Origin of the sequence: Hwanghaeella sp., from assembly GCF_965227365.1 — a bacterium.
Classification (GTDB): domain Bacteria; phylum Pseudomonadota; class Alphaproteobacteria; order UBA8366; family Aestuariispiraceae; genus Hwanghaeella.
The window spans coordinates 374,655-393,477 of the sequence record NZ_OZ245754.1; the positions used below are offsets into that span (position 1 = coordinate 374,655).

The 18,823-nt window shown below is 60.2% G+C and carries 15 protein-coding genes; 7 read left to right on the forward strand and 8 right to left on the reverse strand.

Features of this window, described 5'->3' with window-relative positions:
* Positions 1 to 22: 22 nt before the first annotated feature.
* From ACQK2G_RS01595 to ACQK2G_RS01625, 7 genes are all read right to left on the reverse strand, one after another.
* A complete protein-coding gene (locus ACQK2G_RS01595) occupies positions 23 to 607 on the reverse strand; it encodes a hypothetical protein (protein WP_425403262.1) in 585 nt (194 codons plus the stop codon).
* Between the two features lie 260 nt (positions 608 to 867).
* Positions 868 to 1,818 (reverse strand): ABC transporter permease, encoded by a 951-nt coding sequence (locus tag ACQK2G_RS01600; RefSeq protein ID WP_425403263.1) that lies wholly within the window; start codon positions 1,816 to 1,818, stop codon positions 868 to 870.
* A 3-nt stretch (positions 1,819 to 1,821) separates the two neighbouring features.
* Positions 1,822 to 2,784 carry an ABC transporter permease gene (locus tag ACQK2G_RS01605; protein ID WP_425403264.1) on the reverse strand — a complete coding sequence of 321 codons (963 nt, stop codon included), beginning with the start codon at positions 2,782 to 2,784 and terminating at the stop codon, positions 1,822 to 1,824.
* A gap of 46 nt (positions 2,785 to 2,830) precedes the next feature.
* On the reverse strand, positions 2,831 to 4,507 hold the full coding sequence (locus ACQK2G_RS01610) for a peptide ABC transporter substrate-binding protein (RefSeq protein WP_425403265.1): 1,677 nt from the start codon (positions 4,505 to 4,507) through the stop codon (positions 2,831 to 2,833).
* A 116-nt stretch (positions 4,508 to 4,623) separates the two neighbouring features.
* Positions 4,624 to 5,289 carry an orotate phosphoribosyltransferase gene (locus tag ACQK2G_RS01615; protein WP_425403266.1) on the reverse strand — a complete coding sequence of 222 codons (666 nt, stop codon included), beginning with the start codon at positions 5,287 to 5,289 and terminating at the stop codon, positions 4,624 to 4,626.
* Positions 5,290 to 5,349: 60 nt separating this feature from the next.
* Positions 5,350 to 6,330 carry a hypothetical protein gene (locus ACQK2G_RS01620; protein WP_425403267.1) on the reverse strand — a complete coding sequence of 327 codons (981 nt, stop codon included), beginning with the start codon at positions 6,328 to 6,330 and terminating at the stop codon, positions 5,350 to 5,352.
* 13 nt (positions 6,331 to 6,343) lie between these two features.
* Entirely contained in the window at positions 6,344 to 7,672 is a 1,329-nt protein-coding gene (locus ACQK2G_RS01625) for an NAD(P)/FAD-dependent oxidoreductase (RefSeq protein WP_425403268.1), read from the reverse strand.
* Between the two features lie 327 nt (positions 7,673 to 7,999).
* Here ACQK2G_RS01625 and ACQK2G_RS01630 point away from each other — a divergent pair, with 327 nt between their 5' ends.
* The 7 genes from ACQK2G_RS01630 (at position 8,000) to ACQK2G_RS01660 (ending at position 18,250) form a co-directional block, all read left to right on the forward strand.
* A complete protein-coding gene (locus tag ACQK2G_RS01630; RefSeq protein WP_425403269.1) occupies positions 8,000 to 9,190 on the forward strand; it encodes an amino acid ABC transporter substrate-binding protein in 1,191 nt (396 codons plus the stop codon).
* A gap of 29 nt (positions 9,191 to 9,219) precedes the next feature.
* Complete coding sequence (locus ACQK2G_RS01635; RefSeq protein ID WP_425403270.1) at positions 9,220 to 10,047, forward strand: phytanoyl-CoA dioxygenase family protein; 828 nt, start codon at positions 9,220 to 9,222, stop codon at positions 10,045 to 10,047.
* A 557-nt stretch (positions 10,048 to 10,604) separates the two neighbouring features.
* The gene (locus ACQK2G_RS01640) at positions 10,605 to 11,375 is read left to right on the forward strand and encodes an ImuA family protein (protein ID WP_425403271.1); all 771 of its coding nucleotides are present in this window, start codon (positions 10,605 to 10,607) and stop codon (positions 11,373 to 11,375) included.
* Positions 11,372 to 12,958, forward strand: coding sequence for a DUF6504 family protein (locus tag ACQK2G_RS01645; protein ID WP_425403272.1), 1,587 nt, complete (start codon positions 11,372 to 11,374; stop codon positions 12,956 to 12,958). Before ACQK2G_RS01640 ends, ACQK2G_RS01645 begins: the two co-directional genes overlap by 4 nt.
* The gene (locus ACQK2G_RS01650; protein WP_425403273.1) at positions 12,958 to 16,323 is read left to right on the forward strand and encodes an error-prone DNA polymerase; all 3,366 of its coding nucleotides are present in this window, start codon (positions 12,958 to 12,960) and stop codon (positions 16,321 to 16,323) included. Before ACQK2G_RS01645 ends, ACQK2G_RS01650 begins: the two co-directional genes overlap by 1 nt.
* 82 nt (positions 16,324 to 16,405) lie before the next feature.
* The gene (locus tag ACQK2G_RS01655; RefSeq protein ID WP_425403274.1) at positions 16,406 to 16,951 is read left to right on the forward strand and encodes a GNAT family N-acetyltransferase; all 546 of its coding nucleotides are present in this window, start codon (positions 16,406 to 16,408) and stop codon (positions 16,949 to 16,951) included.
* Between the two features lie 123 nt (positions 16,952 to 17,074).
* Positions 17,075 to 18,250 (forward strand): hypothetical protein, encoded by a 1,176-nt coding sequence (locus tag ACQK2G_RS01660; RefSeq protein ID WP_425403275.1) that lies wholly within the window; start codon positions 17,075 to 17,077, stop codon positions 18,248 to 18,250.
* On the opposite strand, the gene ACQK2G_RS01665 is transcribed toward ACQK2G_RS01660, so the two are convergent.
* Positions 18,247 to 18,822 carry a sugar O-acetyltransferase gene (locus ACQK2G_RS01665; protein WP_425403276.1) on the reverse strand — a complete coding sequence of 192 codons (576 nt, stop codon included), beginning with the start codon at positions 18,820 to 18,822 and terminating at the stop codon, positions 18,247 to 18,249. The two genes, ACQK2G_RS01660 and ACQK2G_RS01665, sit on opposite strands and share 4 nt — an antisense overlap.
* Position 18,823: the final 1 nt, after the last annotated feature.

Genomic DNA, 18,823 nt, shown 5'->3' on the forward strand with positions numbered 1-18,823 from the left:
AGCGGTGGTGATGGGGCCGCGATTAAGCGAATTGATCGACCAACTGCCCTAATTCACGATTCTGGGCTGAGAAGGCTGTCACGTCGGTATTTCCAACGACGATGCCGGTGTCGCTTTCATTGGTTTCCGCCTGATTTGTCTGGCCGCGGTCAGCGGCAGCGGCAATTTCCTCAGACCCTTCGATCGTTGCCGCATTCTCGGCGGAATCGCTGCGGAATGCCAAGTTCTGCGCCGGGTTCGTCGCTTCTTCCTGGATGGCTTCTGCGGGTGTTCTGGCATCCGACCTGCCCGCCTGCGCCTCTTCAAAGGCTGTGCGGGCTTCCGCACTGATCGAGACCTGATCCTCGATCACACGACCGGCGGTTCCGGTGAACTCGCTATTCGCAGTTTGGTCCGTCCCGGTGGAGGTAATCGGCTGAAACGCCAAGCCTTCACCGATCGTTGCGGAGGCGGTGGTCGTGCCGGCGCCTGCGGACTCGGTGTTGCCCGCCGGTTCCGTCGACGTCTGGTTATCCTCTGCATCGTCGTTGACCGTGTTTTGCTGTACTTCAACGCTACGCTGAACAACAGCGTTCAACAGTCCTGCGATGCCTCCAAGGTCAGCCATTTCCAAATCTTCTCAGGCCGTGACCCCAAAAACGACAGGGTCGTTAACCGTTTGAAACTAAGGATTTTTCCGAACTAAGTACCGTACTCTAAACGGTAATCTGCATGGCGGCAGTGACGGTAAACACACCATGCTACTGTAGATAATCTAGTGCTTGTATAGAGAAAATGCAAGAAGACAGCGGTTTAACCGTTTGAAAGTTAACTAAAACTCTAAGGAATTTTCGCGTTCGTGCCCCGCCGATTTATCGATCGTCCAGCTTATCGGTCACCCAGTGCCTTGGGGTCCAAAGCGTCCTGCAATCCGTCACCCAGAAAATTGAATGCGATCACCGTCGCAAAGATCATCGTTCCGGGCCATACCGCCAGCAACGGATTGTCCCAAATGATGTCCTGGGCATTGGTCAGCATGTTTCCCCAACTCGGCGTCGGCGGTTGGATGCCGAGGCCAAGGAAACTGAGGACGGATTCGAATAGTATGATGTTGCCGACGGACAGGGTGGTGGCGACTACCAGCGGTGAGGCACAGTTCGGCAGGATATGAACGAATAGAATGCGGATAGGTCCCGCGCCTTGGGCGACCGCCGCCCTCACGAAATCGCGGCGGCGGAGGCTGAGTGCCTCTGCCCGAACCAGCCGGGCGACTGTTGTCCAGCCGACCAATGCGATAATGATAACGATCCGGTAAAGACTGACATTGTCGCCGGATGCTGCCTCCGCCGAAAGGCCGAGCTTTGTCAGATCCACCGCAGCCAGCACGATCAGCAAAGGGAGCAGCGGCAAGGCGATGACGCCGTCGGTCACACGCATTAGCAGAGAATCCAGCGGGCCGCCGAAATAGCCGGCCACAAGGCCGATCGCCGCGCCGATCACGGCGGTGATCACGGCCGTGATCAGAGCCACAGCCAAGGATATCCGGCCGCCGTATAACAGCCGCACCAGAACGTCCCGGCCCGCTTCGTCGGTTCCCAGTGGATGATTTTCCGAAGCCGGTGCCAATCGATTGAATAAATCAGCGGTCACCCCGTCGGTTCCCAGCATTTCCGCCACCCATGGCCCGCAAGCCGCAGCCACGCACAAAGCAAGAAGAACGAGGCCGCTCGCCACTGCCAGTCGATGCTGAAAAAATCGGGCGGCTCGACGGCGGAACGGGGATTGCGCGCTTGGTGAACGCGCCCGCTCGAGGCTTAGCTCTCCCCTTGTTCCGGCCATGCGTCAGGTACCCTCGGCGCGAAAATCGAGGCGCGGGTCGAGTGCGACGTAGGAGAGGTCGGCCAAGACATTGCCAAGAAGGGTCATACCGGTCGCCATCAAGAGCCCTACAAGAGCCAGATTGAAGTCATTGCCGAGGATTGCGTCGTAGATGGTCTTTCCCATCCCCAACCACGCGAACATGGTTTCCGTAATCAAGGCGCCTGAGAAGAGCGTGCCGAAACTCAACGCAACGATGGTCACCATCGGCAGCAAGGCATTGCGCAAGGCGTGACCATAAACCACCCGTGTCCGTGACAGGCCCTTGGCGGATGCGGTGCGGATGAAATCCTGGCGCAGGGTCTGCACCATCGAAGCCCGCATGAAACGCGTGAATCCGCCAACAGAGGCGAGCGTCAGGACGCCGATAGGCAGGACCGCATGCTGCAGGGTTTCCCAGGGCGATGCGCCGGGCGGGGCTTGTCCGCCCGCGGGAAACCAGCCGAGTGTCACGGAAAACAGCATGATCGCCATCAGCGCTAGCCAGAACGGCGGCGCGCTGATCCCGGCGAAGCAGGAAAGGTTCACCAGATAGTCGATCGGCGAGTAAGGACGCACGGCCGCGGCGATTCCCAACGGGATGGCGAGCAACAGGGAGAGTGCCAGGCTAATCCCTACAAGCAAGGCGGTGTTGGCAAGGCGCGGTCCGACCACGTCCAGGACGGGTTGGCTGTAAAGCCGTGAGTAGCCGAAGTCGCCGCCCAGCGCGGCAATCAACCAGTTTCCGTAGCGCGTCAATAACGGTTGATCGAGGCCGTACAGCGCCTTTAAACGGGCGGCATCCTCGGATGTGAAATCGGGATTGGCGGACAGCATCAGGTCGATTGGGTCGCCGGGCATCAATCCGATCAGCGCATAGATCAGAAACGACATCACGATCAATACGATCAGGCTTTGCAGCAATCGGGCGGACAGAAAGCGGATCACACGAATTCTCCCGATCCCGGCAACGCTTCGGCAGAACGCGGCGCTGTCATTCCGCTGCGGTCCATTCCTCGATCCAGTTCGTGCTGGTGTATTGATGGCCCGTCGGTCGGACGCCTTTCAGCCATTTCGGCAGAATATAGGAACTTGCGCGGAAGTAGAGCGGAAGGGCCGGCAGATCCTGAGCGTAGAGGGTCTGCATATCCTCCCATAACTTGCGGTTTGCGTCCGCATCGCAGACCAGTTCCAGATCGTCGAGTATCTTGTCCATCTTCTCCGAGGCGTAGCCAGTGTAATTCTGCCCGGCCCAGGCGTTCTCCTCAGTCGGTATCATCGTGGAATGGAGACTGGTGCGCGGGATACTCTGCGGTGAGGAAATCCAGGCGAACATGGCAAGGCCGGTGAATTGACGTTTCGAGACAGTTTCGCCGAAGAATACCCGGGCGGGCTCGTTCCGGATGGTCGCGTCGACCCCCAATGCCTTCCATTGGCTTTGCAGCACCTGCTGAACGAGTTCGCGGCTCTTGTTGCCGGCCGTCGTCATAAGGTCGAATTGCAGTGGCGTACCCTCGGCGTTACGGCGAATGCCTTCCGCGCCTGGCTTCCATCCGGCTTCATCCAGCAAAGCCGCGGCTTTGTCTGGGTCGTACGCGTATTTCGGCGCACCATCGAAATAGACCGAATCCAGCGGGTTGGTTTGACCATTGGCAACCGGCTGTTTGCCGTCGAAAAGCCGCTCGCTGATCGCCTGACGGTCAATCCCGTGTAGTAGGGCGCGCCGTACGCGTACGTCCGAAAGGATAGGATTGCTAAGCGCGACGTCCAAATGCTCGTAGATCAGACCGGGCTTGTAGATCACTTGATAATCGTCGCCGTGCCGACGCTCGAAGGAGAGTGCCTGATCGATGGAAAGGCCCGGTTCTCCCTCGATCATGTCAATATCGCCGGCCAGCAGGTTGGCAACCAGGGCGGCGGTGTTTTCTATGGTGCGGACCACGATCTGTTTGAAATAGGGTTTCTTCCCCCACCAAAGTGGGTTGGGTTCCAGAACAATGCTTGCTCCGGGGTTTACTTCCGTTACGCGATAGGGGCCGTACCATAGGCCGGGGTTGGAAGGGTCACGGTCGTAAAGAGTTCTCTTACGATAGTCGGCGGCGGGTTCAAACACCGCGCTTTCCAGATGCGCGGGCAGCAGATTGAATTCCGCCAGCCCTTTGTAGTCACAGCTGCGTCGGTCCATATGCAGGGTGAAGCGACGGTCGTCATGGACATCGATCGACAGGATCCGCCGGTACAGTTCCGAACTGTCAGTCCCGGCTTCGGGGTGGCGTCCGACCTCCCAGGTGAAGAGAACGTCCTTTGTGGTGATCGGTGTGCCATCCCCCCAGACGGCGCGGTCGTCGAGCTGATAGTCCAGTGCCATGCCGTCGCCGCCGTCCGGCGTCTTTTCAAACCGCGCGCTTCCCTTGTCCAGATCGGGCAGACCGGTACACAACAGGCAAACCACGTTCCAGTCGTGATCGAAGATGGTGATCTTCCGCCGGGCCATGGCATTGATGTATTCCTTGGCCTGCATGGAATCGAAACTGGGGTGCAGGGTGCTTGGAAATTGGCTTATGCCGATCACCAAGCGTTCCCGGTCGGCTGCCTGGGCCCGTGCGGGCAGGCAGCAAGCGGCCGCGATTAGGATGGCCGTCGCCAGCCGCAAAACAAAAGAAGTCGACACGCCCATGAAGCCCCTTGGTTCTTTGCCCTGTACCGTTCGACGTTTCACGTCGGATTCCGTTTCAGGGAACAGTAACACGCCATCGGGGGCTGGCCAGTAGCGGCTTCATGTGCGCGTCAGTCCTCCTTGCCGCCATGGGCCTTGGACCAGGCAACCGGATCGTTAAGGAAGGCCTTGATCTCGGCAATCTGCTCGGTGGGGAAAAGTTCGGCTTCCTCGACATAGTCCAGCACATCCCACCAGGTGCAGAGCGCGTGCAAGGTGACGCCCTTTTCCTTCAGGGCTGCGACAGATTGCGGGAAAATGCCGTAATGGAAGACGACAAAGCAATGGGCGCATTCCGCCCCCGCGTCGCGAATACCTTCCACGAAGGACAATTTGGAGCCGCCGTCCGTAGCAAGATCCTCAACCAGGATGACTTTTTGGCCCTCCTTGATGTCGCCCTCGATCCGCGCGTTGCGTCCGAAGCCTTTCGGCTTTTTGCGGATGTAGCACATGGGCAGCATCAGTTCGTCTGCGATCCAGGCGGCAAAGGGGATCCCCGCTGTCTCCCCGCCGGCGACGACATCGAGGCTTTCAAACCCTATGGCTTCCTCGATCTGGGCGGCGCCCATCTTCATCAGGCGGCGGCGGGCCCGCGGAAATCCGATCAGGCGCCGGCAATCCGTGTAGACCGGGCTGGCCCTGCCGCTCGTGAAGATGAACGGATCGTTCGGGCGGAACAGAATGGATTCGGTTTCGATCAGGATGCGCGCCGTGATTTGCGCGGGTGTGAGGCTCATCGTCGTTGTCCCGTCGTCGAAGGGTTCGGAGGGTATTGATAACTGGTCCTGTTTGGCGGATCAGCCCGGCGGCCTGAACAAACCACCCTGGAACATGAACCGCACGGTGCGCCAAAAGACCAGAGAAACGACAAGGGTTGCAACCCCTAAGGCCAAGAGTGCTAGGACCGCGCTCGCAGCTTCCTCAAGATGGTCGTTGTACAGCATCGTGGCCCTTGCGAAAGCGTCCAGCGGGAAGGTGAAGGCCCACCACGCCATCGAGAAGGGAAGCGCCATGAATTCCTTCAATTTAGTCAGCAGGAGAAGCGCCATCATGCAGGCCACGCCGAACAGCATATGTGCGAACGGGTCCATATATCCGCCTTGCAGATGCACATAGGCTGCAACGCACAAGGAAGGCGGTGTCAGGATGATGACCAGGGCGGGCCGCTGCGGGGGTGCCAATCCTTCGGCGAAGACAAGCCGATAAAGCAGCAATGGTGTCAGCGCGACCCAAAAGAAAACGGCGATACCGAACAGCAGCCAACTGATGAAGGGATAGTCGAAAGCGGATCCCGAGATCGGCGCCAGGATGATACCGACCGTCGGCAACAGCCAGACCGGCGTGATGGACTGCACGCCGAGGCCCTTGTTCAACCAGACATAACCGACGACATGGATTGTGACCGCCAATTGTCCGATCACGCCGATCCACCAGAGCATTTCGCCGAGGGTGGCGACGTAAGGGGCGATGACACCGGCGACCAGCATGAAGTTCATCGGGATAGCGGCGACCAGACTCGCGGTTGGCACAGACGTCGCTTCTTTCACGGCCGCATTGGGAAAACGAAAAATTTTCAGGCCATAAAGGGCAAGGACCGCTGCAAAGAAACCCGCGCCGAACCCGGCAATGATTTCGCCGATCCATCCCGGGATGCCGAACCCGGCGCCCGCATCGCGCCAGGCGAGGCCCAGGCCGACGATCCCCAGAACCGCTGGAAAGACTGTGACGGAGAAATTTTCGAGACCAGGTTTGGCCTGGCTATCAGCTTTGTTGGGCACGTTGTTTCCGGGGTCAGGTTTCGGTGAAGGGAGTGATCTTGCTGCCGTCATGGAAGCGGCTGAATCGAAATGGAGTCGGATCGACAATGGGGTGCGCACCGCTGACCAGATCGGCCATCAGACGACCAGCCCCCGGGCCGATGCCGAATCCATGGCCGCTGAAGCCGCTTGCGATGAACAGGCCGGGTGTTTGATCGATCTGAGAAATCGCCGGTACGGCGTCAGGCGTAACGTCGATGGCGCCGGCCCAGCCCTCTTCGATCGTGGCATTGGCAAAGGCGGGATAGGCAGCGGTCAGATTCCGTTTTGCCGCCCCCAGAACGTCCTGGCTCGGCTCCGGGTCCCAGATGCGTTTTTCCTCGAAGGGCGAGACTTCATCCATACTCCATTTTCGGTCCTGGCGCATCGCTTCCAAAAAACGCGGGGACAGCCGGATTCGCAGCGACTTGCGCTCCATCTGGAATGCCGCCCAGAAGGATTTCATCAAACGGAAGCTATCCGGTGTCAGGTGATAATAGGACGCCCCGCCATGGGCGATCGTATACCCGCCGTCCAGCCGTTTGCGGATCGCGAAATTGGGGCCGGAAACGGAGGTTTCTATGCCGGCGTCCAGCGGTGCCGTGCGCATGACACTGGAAATCACGGTCTGTTGCGGAAAATCGATGCCGTGGCGGCGCAAAAACAGGCGTGACCAGGCTCCGCCGGCGACGACCAGTGCGTCGGTCTCGATTTTTCCGCGTTCGGTGAAGACCGTTGAAATCCGGCCGCCCTTGGTTTCGAAGCCGCGGATGGCGCAATCTGTCAGCACCGCACCGCCCAGTCGCTGCACGGCCCGCGCAATCGCGGGTGCCGCCTTCGACGGTTCCGCCCTGCCATCACTTGCGGTGTAAAGCGCGCCAAGCCACTTCCGAGCTCCGCCTGGTACAATTTTTTCGAACTCCTCGCCGGTCAACAGTTTGGTATCCAACTGGTATTGTTGCGCGTAACCGACCCATTCTTCGTAGCGCTCGAGGTCTTCCTTGGTGGCTGCCAGATAAGCGACCCCCGCTTGGCGGAATCCCGTTTCGTCCTGAATTTCTTCGTTGATCCCGCGCCAGATTTTCAGGCTTTCGATGATCAGTGGAATCTCTCCGGGATCGCGGCCCTGCTGCCGGCAATAGCCCCAGTTGCGGCTCGACTGTTCCGCGCCGATCCGTCCTTTTTCGCAAAGCGCGACGGACAATCCTTTCTTGGCCAGGAAATAGGCGGTCGAAACGCCTGCTATGCCGCCGCCGACAATAACGATATCGGCTTTGGCGGGAAGTTTGTCGGTGGGTGTTATGGGGTCTACGGGCGGAGACATGATTTACCTTCGGCAGAAATGGATTGGGGTGCGGCGCAAAATCTCCGCAGTCTGATTTGTGACAAGTGACAGCCGAACTTGCAACGACGGCTGAGCGCTTCGGCAATCACAGTGTCACGGGGGGCTCATTTTCGTCGAATATCGCGACGCACAATTATTTTCATTTTCATGTTGCGCTGCGAAATAAACTGTAGGCAAGATAGTAGTTGTTACGACTATTATGTCGGATCCCGCTTTAGGGATTTGGTGGTGATCCAACTCGATGTCGGCGGGCTTGTCTGATGGGGCCGTCCGGCGGAGGGGCAACTGCATGGGGAGTGCTATGCCATGATCCGGGTAATTGGAAAGTTTCTGTTCGGTGCCGTTTGTGTCTTTTGGTCCTTTTCCGCTGCCGCCCAGGATGTGGTGAAGATCGGTTCGCCGCTCGCCTTGACCGGCGCGTTGGCGTCGGAAGGCGCCAAGCAGAAGCTTGCTTACGACCTCTGGCTCGAACGAGTGAATGCCGCTGGTGGCATCAAGGTTGGCGATCGCCTTTTGCCGGTTGAATTGATCACCTACGATTATCAGACCGATGGAAAACGGGCCGGTATCCTTGCTGAAAAACTGATCACGGATGACGAGGTCGACTTCCTGACCGCGCCCTTCGGGTCGGGCCACACAAAAATCACGGCTGCTGTAGCGGAACGGTATGGCGTGCCGATCATTGCGGTCGCATCGTCAGAACCGGTGCATAACCAGGGTTTCAAAAATCTGTTCGGAACGCTTGCTCCTTCAAGCGGTTTGATCAACGGAATGCTGGACCTGTTCTCCGCAGCCAAGCCGGACCTGAAAAAGATTGCGATCCTTGGCCGTGACGACGTTTTCCCGCGCATCATGGCCAAGCTGATGGCCGGCGGGGTGGAAGGCCGTGACCTGTCGATCGTCTATAACGACCTCTACCCGGTCGGGACGTTGGATCATTCGGCATCGATCGCCGCCATTCGGTCGGCAGAACCTGATTGGATTTACGTTACCGGCTATACCGAGGATCTGGTCCTGTTCCGCAAGCAGATGGCGGATCTGGATCTCGACGCCCCAATCATCACGATGATCACGGGCCCGGCCTACAAGGAGTTCGTGGATAACCTGGGGCCGCTGGCGGAAAACATCACCAGTGCATCCTGGTGGCACTATTCCGCATCCTATGAAGGAGATGACGTTTTCGGGTCCACAAAGGCTTTCTACGACGCGGTCGTCGAGGCGACCGGCGGTGCGGAACCGGATTATGTCCACGCCTCTTCCGCGGCGGCTTTGATTGCCCTTCAAAAGGCGATCGAAACAGCGGGCACTCTCGACCGTGATGCCGTTCGCAAAGCGCTGACCGAATTGGACATCACCACCTTCTACGGTCCGATCAAATTCCGGGGCGACGGCCTCAACGACAACCGCGATTTGCCCATCATCCAAATTCAGGACGGTAAACCCGCGGTACTCGCGCCTGCATCGATCTCGACCGGTACGACGAAGCTGATTCAATAAATCCAAACGATGCGGAATAGGAGGCGGTGATGAGCGGTTCTTTAACCTCGGAAGAGGCCGCACATTTCGAGGAGAATGGTTATTTCGTGAAGAAGAGGGCGCTTTCCGTCGCGCATGCGACCGAGTGCCGGTATCGGATCGAGGCGATGGAGCAGGAACTCGGCGAGGACTGCAACCAGCGCATGAAAATCAAGGCGCATGTGGTGGCGCCTTGGATGGTCGATCTCGCCCGGCATCCGGTTATCCTCGATGCCGTCGAGTCGCTCCTCGGTCCCGATATCATGCTTTTCGGGTCCTCGATGTTTGCCAAGGCTGCGAAAAACGACAAGTTCGTCTCATGGCATCAGGACAGCGCCTATTACGGCCTGGATCCCAATGACAGCGTCACCGTCTGGCTTGCCTTCACGAAGAGCAATAAGTCGAACGGGTGTCTACGCGTTCTGCCAGGATCGCACCTCACCGCCGACTATGAGCATGAGGAAACCTATGATCCTCAGAATCTCCTCGCGCGTGGGCAAACGATTGTCGGGATCGACGATGATCGAGCCGTTTATCTCGAACTCGAGCCCGGAGAGTTCTCAATCCATCATGTGAGGACGGCGCATGGCAGCCTCGCCAATCCGTCGAACGACAGGCGCATGGGGTTGGCGTTTTTCTATATCGCCCCCCATGTCCGTTCCACGCTGGGGCGCCGGACAGCACTGTTGGTGCGTGGGCAGGATACGCATGACCATTGGGACCCGGACCCGGTCCCGAAGCGCGATCTCGATCCGGATACCCTGGCCTTCCTGACTGATATGTGGTCGCGCTATCAAAGCAAGGAAGTGAAGCAGGCTGCCGCCTCCGGAAGGCTCTGAATATCCCTTGTTTTCTCAGCCCGACTTGTACTGATCGCAAACTGCCCGCGCTTGCTCTCAGGCATTGGGGAGTATCCTCGGGGAATCAGCGACGAAGTAATGGTCGCTGGTGGACAGAGGGCGCGGTCACCGGGGACAGATTGAATGTCGGTCAAGCAGTGTCTACTCGATTCATCGATAGAACCGCTCAAGCACGGTAACGCAGATGCGGCTTTCCCTTCTCAATTGGTAACTTGGAGTAAGGCTCGATACCGAGGCAATCGGAATGGAGGAAATTGCCGGACCTGTAAGGCATGGAGCCTTGGACGAGGTTTTGCTGCTGCGTCTCTGTCAACAGGGTGTCGTGATCTGTGATGAAGAAGCGATCGCGGCCCTGTTTTCCTGGTCGATTTTGCCGACAGCGTTGAAACGGAAGTCAGCGCGATTGCTTTGTTCGCGGGCCGCGCAGGGGCAAAGGGTATTATTGACGAAAGAACATACGAGGAACTATAAAAGAACAAAACAGGAATATGTGGAAAAGCATGCTGGATGGATCCCCAAATCCGGTGGGACGCGCGGTGTCGGCGAAAGGTCAGGCTTGCCCAATCCGGGCCCGCCGCACCTTGCCGGCCGACCTGCGGCGGACGATTGCGGCGATCGAGATGTCCGGCGGGAAAGGGGCTGGGCCTTGCCTTTCCACCGGGATTGCGGAGATCGACGCGGTTTTGCCGGGGAATGGATTGGCGCTGGCCGCGGTCCACGAGGTCCAGGGCCCGTCCGCCGCGGACTTCGCGTTGCGGTTGATGGTATCCGGCCTGTCCGGGAACGGCTCCATCCTGTGGTGCGTGCCGGAAGGCCGCCGGGACCATCTCTATGGTCCCGGACTGTGGCAGGCGAGAATCGACCCGCACCGTTTGGTCGTTGCCGTCTGCCGTGACCGGGAGGAGATGCTCTGGACGGTGGAGGAAGCGCTGAAATCGGGAGCGGTCGCGGCCGTCGTCGCCCAGATGGAGAAGGATCGGGGGCGGCGGACCCGCGCCATCGGCAGGCCCGTGGACCTGACCGCCAGCCGGCGGCTGCAACTGGCGGCGGAAGCGGGCGGCGGTTTGGGCTTGATCCTCTCGGAAGGAGAAAACCCGGGGGGCGGGGCGGTGACACCCAGTGCAGCGGCAACCCGTTGGTGGATCGATCCGGCGCCGCTACATGATCCCAGGGACAGAGCCTGCTGGGCGGCCTCCCTTCTACGGGTGCGTGGCGGTGCCGTGCCGGATACGGTTTGGCGGGTGCGCGTCGACCGGGATGGATCCTCCTCTGCCTCAATCCTGCGTAAGGGGAGGATGGCTGGATGACCCGGCCACGCTCCCTGATCTCCCTTTGGCTGCCCTGGCTCGCGACCGAACGATTGGAACGGGATGAGCCCGCCCTGGCGGAACGCCCCTTCGCGACCTTCATGGAAAGCCGGGGGCAGATGGTTCTGGCGGCGGTGAACCCTTGTGCCGCCGACGCGGGATTGACGCCGGGGATGAGCCTGGCGAATGCCCGCGCGCTCTATCCTGACGTCACCCTGCGCCGGGCCGATCCGCCGGAAGAACGAAAAATGCTGGATGCTTTGCGCGACTGGTGCGTTCGCTACACGCCCTGGGTGGCGCTGGACGGGACGGATGGCCTGCTGCTGGATACGACCGGCTGCGGTCATCTGTTCGGCGGGGATGCGGCGATGCTGGCGGATATCGGGCAGCGTCTCGATGGTATCGGTTTCACCGCCCGGGCGGCGCAGGCGGAAACACCCCTTGCCGCTGTTGCGCTGGCCCGGTTCGGAGATGGCAGGCCGTTTGCCACCGGAATGCTTCCCCAGGACGGGCCGGTGCTGCGGGAACGCTTGGCGTCCCTACCGGTGGAGGCCCTGGGGATCACGGCGGATACGGCGGCGGGGCTGCACCGGGTGGGGTTGCACAAGATCGGCGATCTCTATCCCCTGCCGCGCTCCAGTCTGGCCACGCGTTTCGGGCTGGATCTCGTTACACGGCTCGACCGTGCGCTGGGCGATCTACCGGATGCGATCTCTCCCAAGCCGCATGCGGCGCCTTATCGCGTGCGGCTCTCCTTTCCCGAACCGATCGGAACGCCGGAAGATATCGCCCGGGCCCTCGATCGGTTGCTGACACGAATGACCGCCAGGCTGGAGCGGGAGCAGCGTGGATGCCGCCGGCTGATGCTTTCCGTCTATCGGGCGGATGGCGATGTATGCAGCCTGACGGTCGGCGTCGCGCGGGTGGTGCGCGACCCGCATCATCTGGCCCGTCTGTTCGCCGAGCGTCTTGCGTCCCTCGATCCCGGTTTCGGGATCGACAGCATGATCCTCGCCGCCCCGGTGGTTGAAGATTTGAAGGCCGAGCAGGGAGATGCCGCTTTGCCTGCGGCGGGTGATGACAAAGGGAAATCTGCGGCGGGGCGGGGAGGGGACCCGGAATTCGACCGACTGCTGGACCGGCTGGCCGCCCGATTGGGTAGCGGCCGGTTGCTGCGGATAGATCCCCGGCGCAGCCATGTGCCGGAACGTGCCGGGCGTTTTGCCTCCGTCTTCCAGCCCTCGGGCCCTGCGGATGGGGAAGGAGACCGACCCCCTTGGCCGGCGGGCCTGCCGATGCGCCCGTCCTTCCTGTTGAATGCGCCGGAACCGGTGGAGACGGAGGCCCATGAGGACATGCCGAGGCGTTTTTCCTGGCGGGGACGATGGCATGATGTCGGCCGGGTCACGGGGCCGGAACGCTTGTCGCCCGAATGGTGGCGGTCGGAGAGAAATGCGCAGCCACGCGACTATTATCGTGTTGAAAGCCCATCCGGTCAGCGGTTCTGGATGTATCGCAGTCCAGGGCTGAACGACGCCAATGCTGGGATCGGGGATTGGTTCATGCATGGGCTGTTCGGCTGATGTCGATGGATCAAGACAGCGCTTATGCCGAACTGCAATGCCTGAGCAACTTCTCTTTCCTGGAAGGGGCGAGCCACCCGGATGAATTGGTGATACAGGCCTCGGCCTTGGGGCTTTCCGCCATTGGCATTGCCGACCGTAACAGTTTGGCCGGTGTGGTGCGGGCGCATACCGCGGCGAAGCGGCACAATATCAAATTGCTGGTCGGCGCGCGGTTGGATCTGGCCGACGGGGCGTCGGTGATCGCCTATCCGAAGGATAAGGAGGCCTATGCAAGGCTGAGCCGTCTGATCACGCTCGGCCGTCGCCGGGCGGAAAAGGGAAGCTGCCTGCTCTACCGGACGGATGTCATCGAATATGCCGCTGGCATGGTGCTGATCGTGCTTCCGCCCGCCCAGCATGAAAAGAGTGAACCGGAAGAACTGCTTCTCTACCGGGACACTTTTCCGGGAGACGTCTATCTGGCCGTCAGTCACGGACTGTCCGGCGACGACGCAACCAGGATCGAGGAATGCGCGGCCTTGGCCCGGCAATCCGGCGTCCCTCTGGTCGCGACCAATGATGTGATGATGCATGCACCCGCCCGCCGGCCGCTTGCCGATGTGCTGACCTGCATCCGCGAGAAATGCGTGATCGACGATGCCGGTTGGCTGGTCCAGCGCAATGCGGAGCGCCATCTGAAATCGCCGCAGGAAATGGCAGTGCTGTTCGCCGGATATGAGGGGGCATTGGCGGCCACGCGGGAAATTTCGGAAAAGGTCCGATTCTCCCTGGACGAATTGGCCTATACCTATCCGGACGAGGTGCTTGAGCCGGGGCTGTCGGCGCAGGAGTCGCTGGAGAAGCTGACTTGGCAGGGGGCAAAACAGCGCTATCCGGGCGGCATGCCGGGCAAGGTCCGGCAGCAGGTGGAGTACGAGTTGAAGCTGATCGGAGAACTCGATTACGCCGCTTATTTCCTCACGGTCTATGACATGGTGCGCTTTGCCCGGACGCAGGACATCCTGTGTCAGGGACGTGGCTCGGCGGCCAATTCCGCTGTCTGCTACTGTCTGGGCGTGACCGCCGTGGACCCCGCGCGGTTGGACCTGCTGTTCGAGCGTTTCGTTTCCGCCGAACGCGGTGAGCCGCCTGATATCGACATCGATTTCGAGCATGAGCGCCGCGAGGAAGTGATTCAGTACATCTACGCCAAATACGGCCGCCACCGGGCCGGGTTGGCGGCGACCGTGATCTGTTATCGTGCCCGTGGCGCGGTGCGTGAGGTCGGCAAGGCGATGGGGCTTAGCGAGGATACGGTGGCGTTGCTGGCGTCCCGTATCTGGGGCTGGTCGACCGAAGATGTCGCGGATGAGCACCTCGCGGAAGTCGGGCTGGACCCGAGCGACCGGCGACTACGCCAGACCATTGCGCTGGTGAATGAGATTATCGGCTTTCCACGGCATCTGTCGCAGCATGTCGGCGGCTTTGTCATCACCCGCGGGCGCCTCGACGAACTGTGCCCGATCGAGAATGCGGCGATGGCCGACCGCACCGTGGTCGAATGGGACAAGGACGACCTGGATGCGCTGGGTATCCTGAAGGTAGACGTCCTGGCGCTGGGTATGTTGACCTGCCTGCGAAAGGCCTTTCAGCTGCTGCGCAATCACTATGGCCGGAATTACGATCTGGCGAGCGTCCCGCCGGCGGACAAGGCGACATACGACATGTTGTGTCGGGCGGACTCGCTGGGTGTCTTCCAGGTGGAAAGCCGGGCGCAGATGGCCTTCCTGCCGCGCATGAAACCGCGCGATTTCTATGACTTGGTGATCGAGGTGGCGATCGTCCGTCCCGGCCCGATCCAGGGCGATATGGTTCATCCTTACCTGCGCCGCCGGAACGGAGAGGAGACCGTATCCTTCCCCTCCAAGGAGCTGGAGGACGTCCTGGGCAAGACCCTTGGCGTGCCGTTGTTCCAGGAACAGGCGATGAAGATCGCCATCGTCGCCGCGGGATTCGAACCGTGGGAGGCGGATCAACTGCGGCGCGCCATGGCGACATTCCGCAAGACCGGGAAAATTCATGAGTTTCATGAGAAGATGGTCGAGGGGATGGCCGCGAGAGGTTATGAGCGGGACTTCGCCGAACGCTGTTTCCGGCAGATCGAAGGGTTCGGCGAATATGGTTTCCCGGAATCCCACGCTGCCAGCTTCGCCCTGTTGGTCTATGTCTCCGCCTGGATCAAGTGCCATTATCCGGCGGTCTTCGGCGCATCCCTGCTAAACAGTCAGCCGATGGGGTTCTATGCCCCGGCGCAAATCATCCGCGATGCGATGGAGCATGGGGTGGAGATCCGCCCGATCGACGTAAACCATTCCTCCTGGGATCATGTGCTGGAGGCGGCGCCGGAGCATCTTTCCAAGGGCGGTTACGCCATCCGGCTCGGCTTCCGGCAGATCAAGGGATTGTCGCAGGAGGATGGAGACTGGATCGTGGCGGCGCGCGGAAACGGATATGCCCAGCCTTTGGATCTATGGCGGCGCGCCGGGGTGAAGAAGCGGGCCTTGCAAGCTCTGGCCAGGGCGGATGCCTTCGGCTCGTTGGGGATGAGCCGAAGACAGGCGGTTTGGGCGGTACAGGCGGTCGGGGGAGACAAGCCGCTGCCGTTGTTCGAGGTTATGGGCGAGGAGGAGCAGGGGGAGGAACCCGCTGTCATTTTGCCCGAACCGACCCTGGGGGAGGAGGTGGTGCAGGATTATTCCCACTTGCGTCTGTCCTTGAAGGCGCATCCCTGCGCTCTGCTGCGCCCGGCCCTTGCGGGGGAGACCTTGGCGGAGGACCTGCTGACTTTGCCGGATGGCGCGACGGTCACGGTATCCGGGCTGGTCCTGGTGCGCCAGCGTCCAGGCAGTGCGCGCGGCGTCGTCTTTTCGACCCTGGAGGATGAAACGGGATGGTCCAACATCGTCATCTGGCAGGATACGTTCAAGAAGTTCAGGCGGGAGATATTGTCGGCACGTTTGATGCGCGTGACGGGCGAATTGCAGCGCCAGGGAATCGTCACACACGTGATTTCAAAAAAGATTGAAGACATATCTCATCTGCTCGATGCCTTGGCCATCGGGGCGACCGGCGATCCCGCCGCCACCTTCGCCGATGTCTCCGCCCCGACGGATGAAGTGAAACGCCCGGTCTATTCCCCGTCCAGGCCGGGAAAGGCCCCGGAAAGGGAGGTCATCGCCCCCGATGCGCATCGGGGGGCCGGTTATCGGCCGATGAAGACGGTGCCGCAACAACCCTCCACCACCCAGGCGGCCCCAGTTCCGCGGCCGCGGCATCCTCGGGATCAGGCCAAGGTGTTGTTCCCAAGCCGGGACTTTCACTAGACGAACCCCATATTAAGTCAGCTTGGCCGAAAACGGCATGTTCACGTCCATCCAACGCGGTAAAACCAGCCGGAGTACTACGATGTCCATGGTCCGCCCCAATTTGGATACGTTAATCCTGGAGACGGCGCGCACCCGCATGCGTCCTCACCGGAGTGAGGATTATGAAAGCGTCCATGCCTTGTGGTCGGACCCGGCAGTGACCCGGTTCATCGGGGGCAAGCCGATGACGCGGGAGGAAACATGGTTCCGGTTCCTGCGCGGATTGGGACATTGGCATGCATTCTCCTGTGGGTTCTGGCTGGTTGAGGACCGAGAAACCGGGCTGCTGTTGGGCGAAGTGGGCTTTGCGGATTTCAAACGAGACATGGAGCCTTCCCATTCCGGCAAGCCCGAAATGGGATGGGTCCTCAGCGGCAAGGTGCATGGCCAAGGCTATGCCAGGGAAACGGTGACGGCGGCGCTCGACTGGGGCCGCAGGAACCTTACGGCGGACAAGGTTTTCTGCATCATCGATGCGGAAAACGCGGATTCGATCCGTGTTGCGGACAGGTTCGGTTTCCAGCAGACCGCACGGACGACTTACAAGGAAAAACCGGTCATCGCCTATGAGCGAAGCCTGGCCTGACACCGTCCCGCAAAAAGGGTAGGCTGCCATATGCAGAAACATGGATGACGTGATCCTCTGCCGGCATTCTCCGTGATGCATGGTGCCAAGCAGCAAGAGAGAGCGCAGGCAAAGACAGGGACAATGACCGCCGATCTACCCTCCGCTATTGAAGCCCTGCAATCCAATCCCCAGGATATGGATACTTGGAAGACAGTCGGCCTGATGATCATCGCGCAAGGCGTACCGGATCATCTTGCTCTGTTTGAACAACGCCAGAAGATGACCGGTGACGCGGTCCCCATACTGTTCCAGGCGTTGTTTCACGATGAATTCGTCCAGAACCCGCCTTTGCGTCAGCGCTTGATCCAATTCGGCGACAGTATGTCCTGGGAGAACCCGATTGCTGTCGTCGTACATTTTTTTGCCGCTTGCGCGCGTCTCTATGATCAAGACAGGACCGGTCCACAGGCCTTTCGGGATGTTGCCGACGCAATTGCTAGAAGCCCGAATTTCTTCTCCACGGTCCCCCATCTCGCGCAGACGCCAGGGTTTTCCAGACTGATTACATCACCTACGGAAACCCGAATATTCTGGTCCGACTGGGGTGTGATGGATCACCAGGAAATCGTCTGGCCGGAAAATCCCGCTCCCCCTTCCGGGCCGGATCCGCTTATCTTCGCTGCTTGCGACGGCGGTTATTTCGACCGGTTCGGAGAGCGATTCCTGCAGGTCGTGACCGGTCTTGGCCCGGTACACATCCATATCGTCAATCCCCGGCCCGGTCAGCAAGAGGAATTCGAGGCGAAGGCGGGACCGGATGTCTTTCTTTCGCATGAAACCGTATCCAAGGACAGAAGCAACAGTCAGTACTACGCCTGCGCCCGATTCTTTGCAGCGGATGCAGTAATGCGGCGTTACGACTGCGACATGCTCATGCTGGATATCGATCTGGATCGGTTGGCAAATCTCGATAGCCTGTTCGAAAAAATCGGCAGTGTCGACCTGGCTTATTTCGCCATGCCGACGTTGATGCCGTGGCTGCGTCATCATGCGGCCTTCATCCACTTGCGCAATCGCCCTGCGGTCAGGACGTTCCTGAACCGCCTGGCCAATCTCCTGTCACACCAATTACCGGACTCGGTTTGGTATGTGGATCAGCTTTGCCTTGCCTCGGCACTGCTGGCGTATCAGGACAACCCCGATGGGTTGAGCATAGAGGCGCTTGAACAGGTCGACGGCTTCCCTTTCGCCCATTTCGTCATGCCGGCGGGGGCGGACGCGGAAAAGCAACAGTTGCGCCGGGCGGGCTCGGTCTAAGCTCTTTGCCCCGGCGGTATCACGGCCGGGCCTGCCACCCGTGCGGGGTTCCCATAGGCAAGCATGCCAGCCGGTATATCACGGCTGACAAGAGAACCGGATCCAACGATGGCGTCATCGCCGATCGTGACGCCCGGCAGGACCGTCACATTCGCGCCGATCCAGACCCGCGAACCGATGGTGATCGGCTTACCCCATTCCATGCCGGCGGCGCGGCGCTGCGGGTCGCGGTCATGGTCGGTGCAGGCGAGCACCGTTCCTGGCCCGATCATGGCGTCGTCCCCCAACCGGATCGGGGCGGTATCGATCAAGACACCATTGACGTTGATGTAGGCATTCCGTCCCATATGGATGTTGAACCCGTAGAAACACCTGAACGGGGCCTCGATGAAGAAATCGCCATTCGCCGACCCGAAAAGCTGACGCAAAATATGAGGTGTGCCGTCCGCTTCCATCGGTTCCGACGCGTTGAAGGCGTTACAGGCCTGGCGGGCCGTATCCCGCAGGGCGCTCAATTCGGCATCGAAAAGACAATAGGCTTCGCCCCGCCGCATTTTTTCCAGTTCGCTCATT

Coding starts and splice junctions, on each gene's coding strand:
- ACQK2G_RS01655 (WP_425403274.1), top strand. CDS start 16,406: ATGTCCATGGTCCGCCCCAATTTGGATACGTTAATCCTGGAGACGGCG.
- ACQK2G_RS01630 (WP_425403269.1), top strand. CDS start 8,000: ATGATCCGGGTAATTGGAAAGTTTCTGTTCGGTGCCGTTTGTGTCTTT.
- ACQK2G_RS01665 (WP_425403276.1), bottom strand. CDS start 18,822: ATGAGCGAACTGGAAAAAATGCGGCGGGGCGAAGCCTATTGTCTTTTC.
- ACQK2G_RS01615 (WP_425403266.1), bottom strand. CDS start 5,289: ATGAGCCTCACACCCGCGCAAATCACGGCGCGCATCCTGATCGAAACC.
- ACQK2G_RS01595 (WP_425403262.1), bottom strand. CDS start 607: ATGGCTGACCTTGGAGGCATCGCAGGACTGTTGAACGCTGTTGTTCAG.
- ACQK2G_RS01650 (WP_425403273.1), top strand. CDS start 12,958: ATGTCGATGGATCAAGACAGCGCTTATGCCGAACTGCAATGCCTGAGC.
- ACQK2G_RS01645 (WP_425403272.1), top strand. CDS start 11,372: ATGACCCGGCCACGCTCCCTGATCTCCCTTTGGCTGCCCTGGCTCGCG.
- ACQK2G_RS01660 (WP_425403275.1), top strand. CDS start 17,075: ATGACCGCCGATCTACCCTCCGCTATTGAAGCCCTGCAATCCAATCCC.
- ACQK2G_RS01625 (WP_425403268.1), bottom strand. CDS start 7,672: ATGTCTCCGCCCGTAGACCCCATAACACCCACCGACAAACTTCCCGCC.
- ACQK2G_RS01635 (WP_425403270.1), top strand. CDS start 9,220: ATGAGCGGTTCTTTAACCTCGGAAGAGGCCGCACATTTCGAGGAGAAT.
- ACQK2G_RS01600 (WP_425403263.1), bottom strand. CDS start 1,818: ATGGCCGGAACAAGGGGAGAGCTAAGCCTCGAGCGGGCGCGTTCACCA.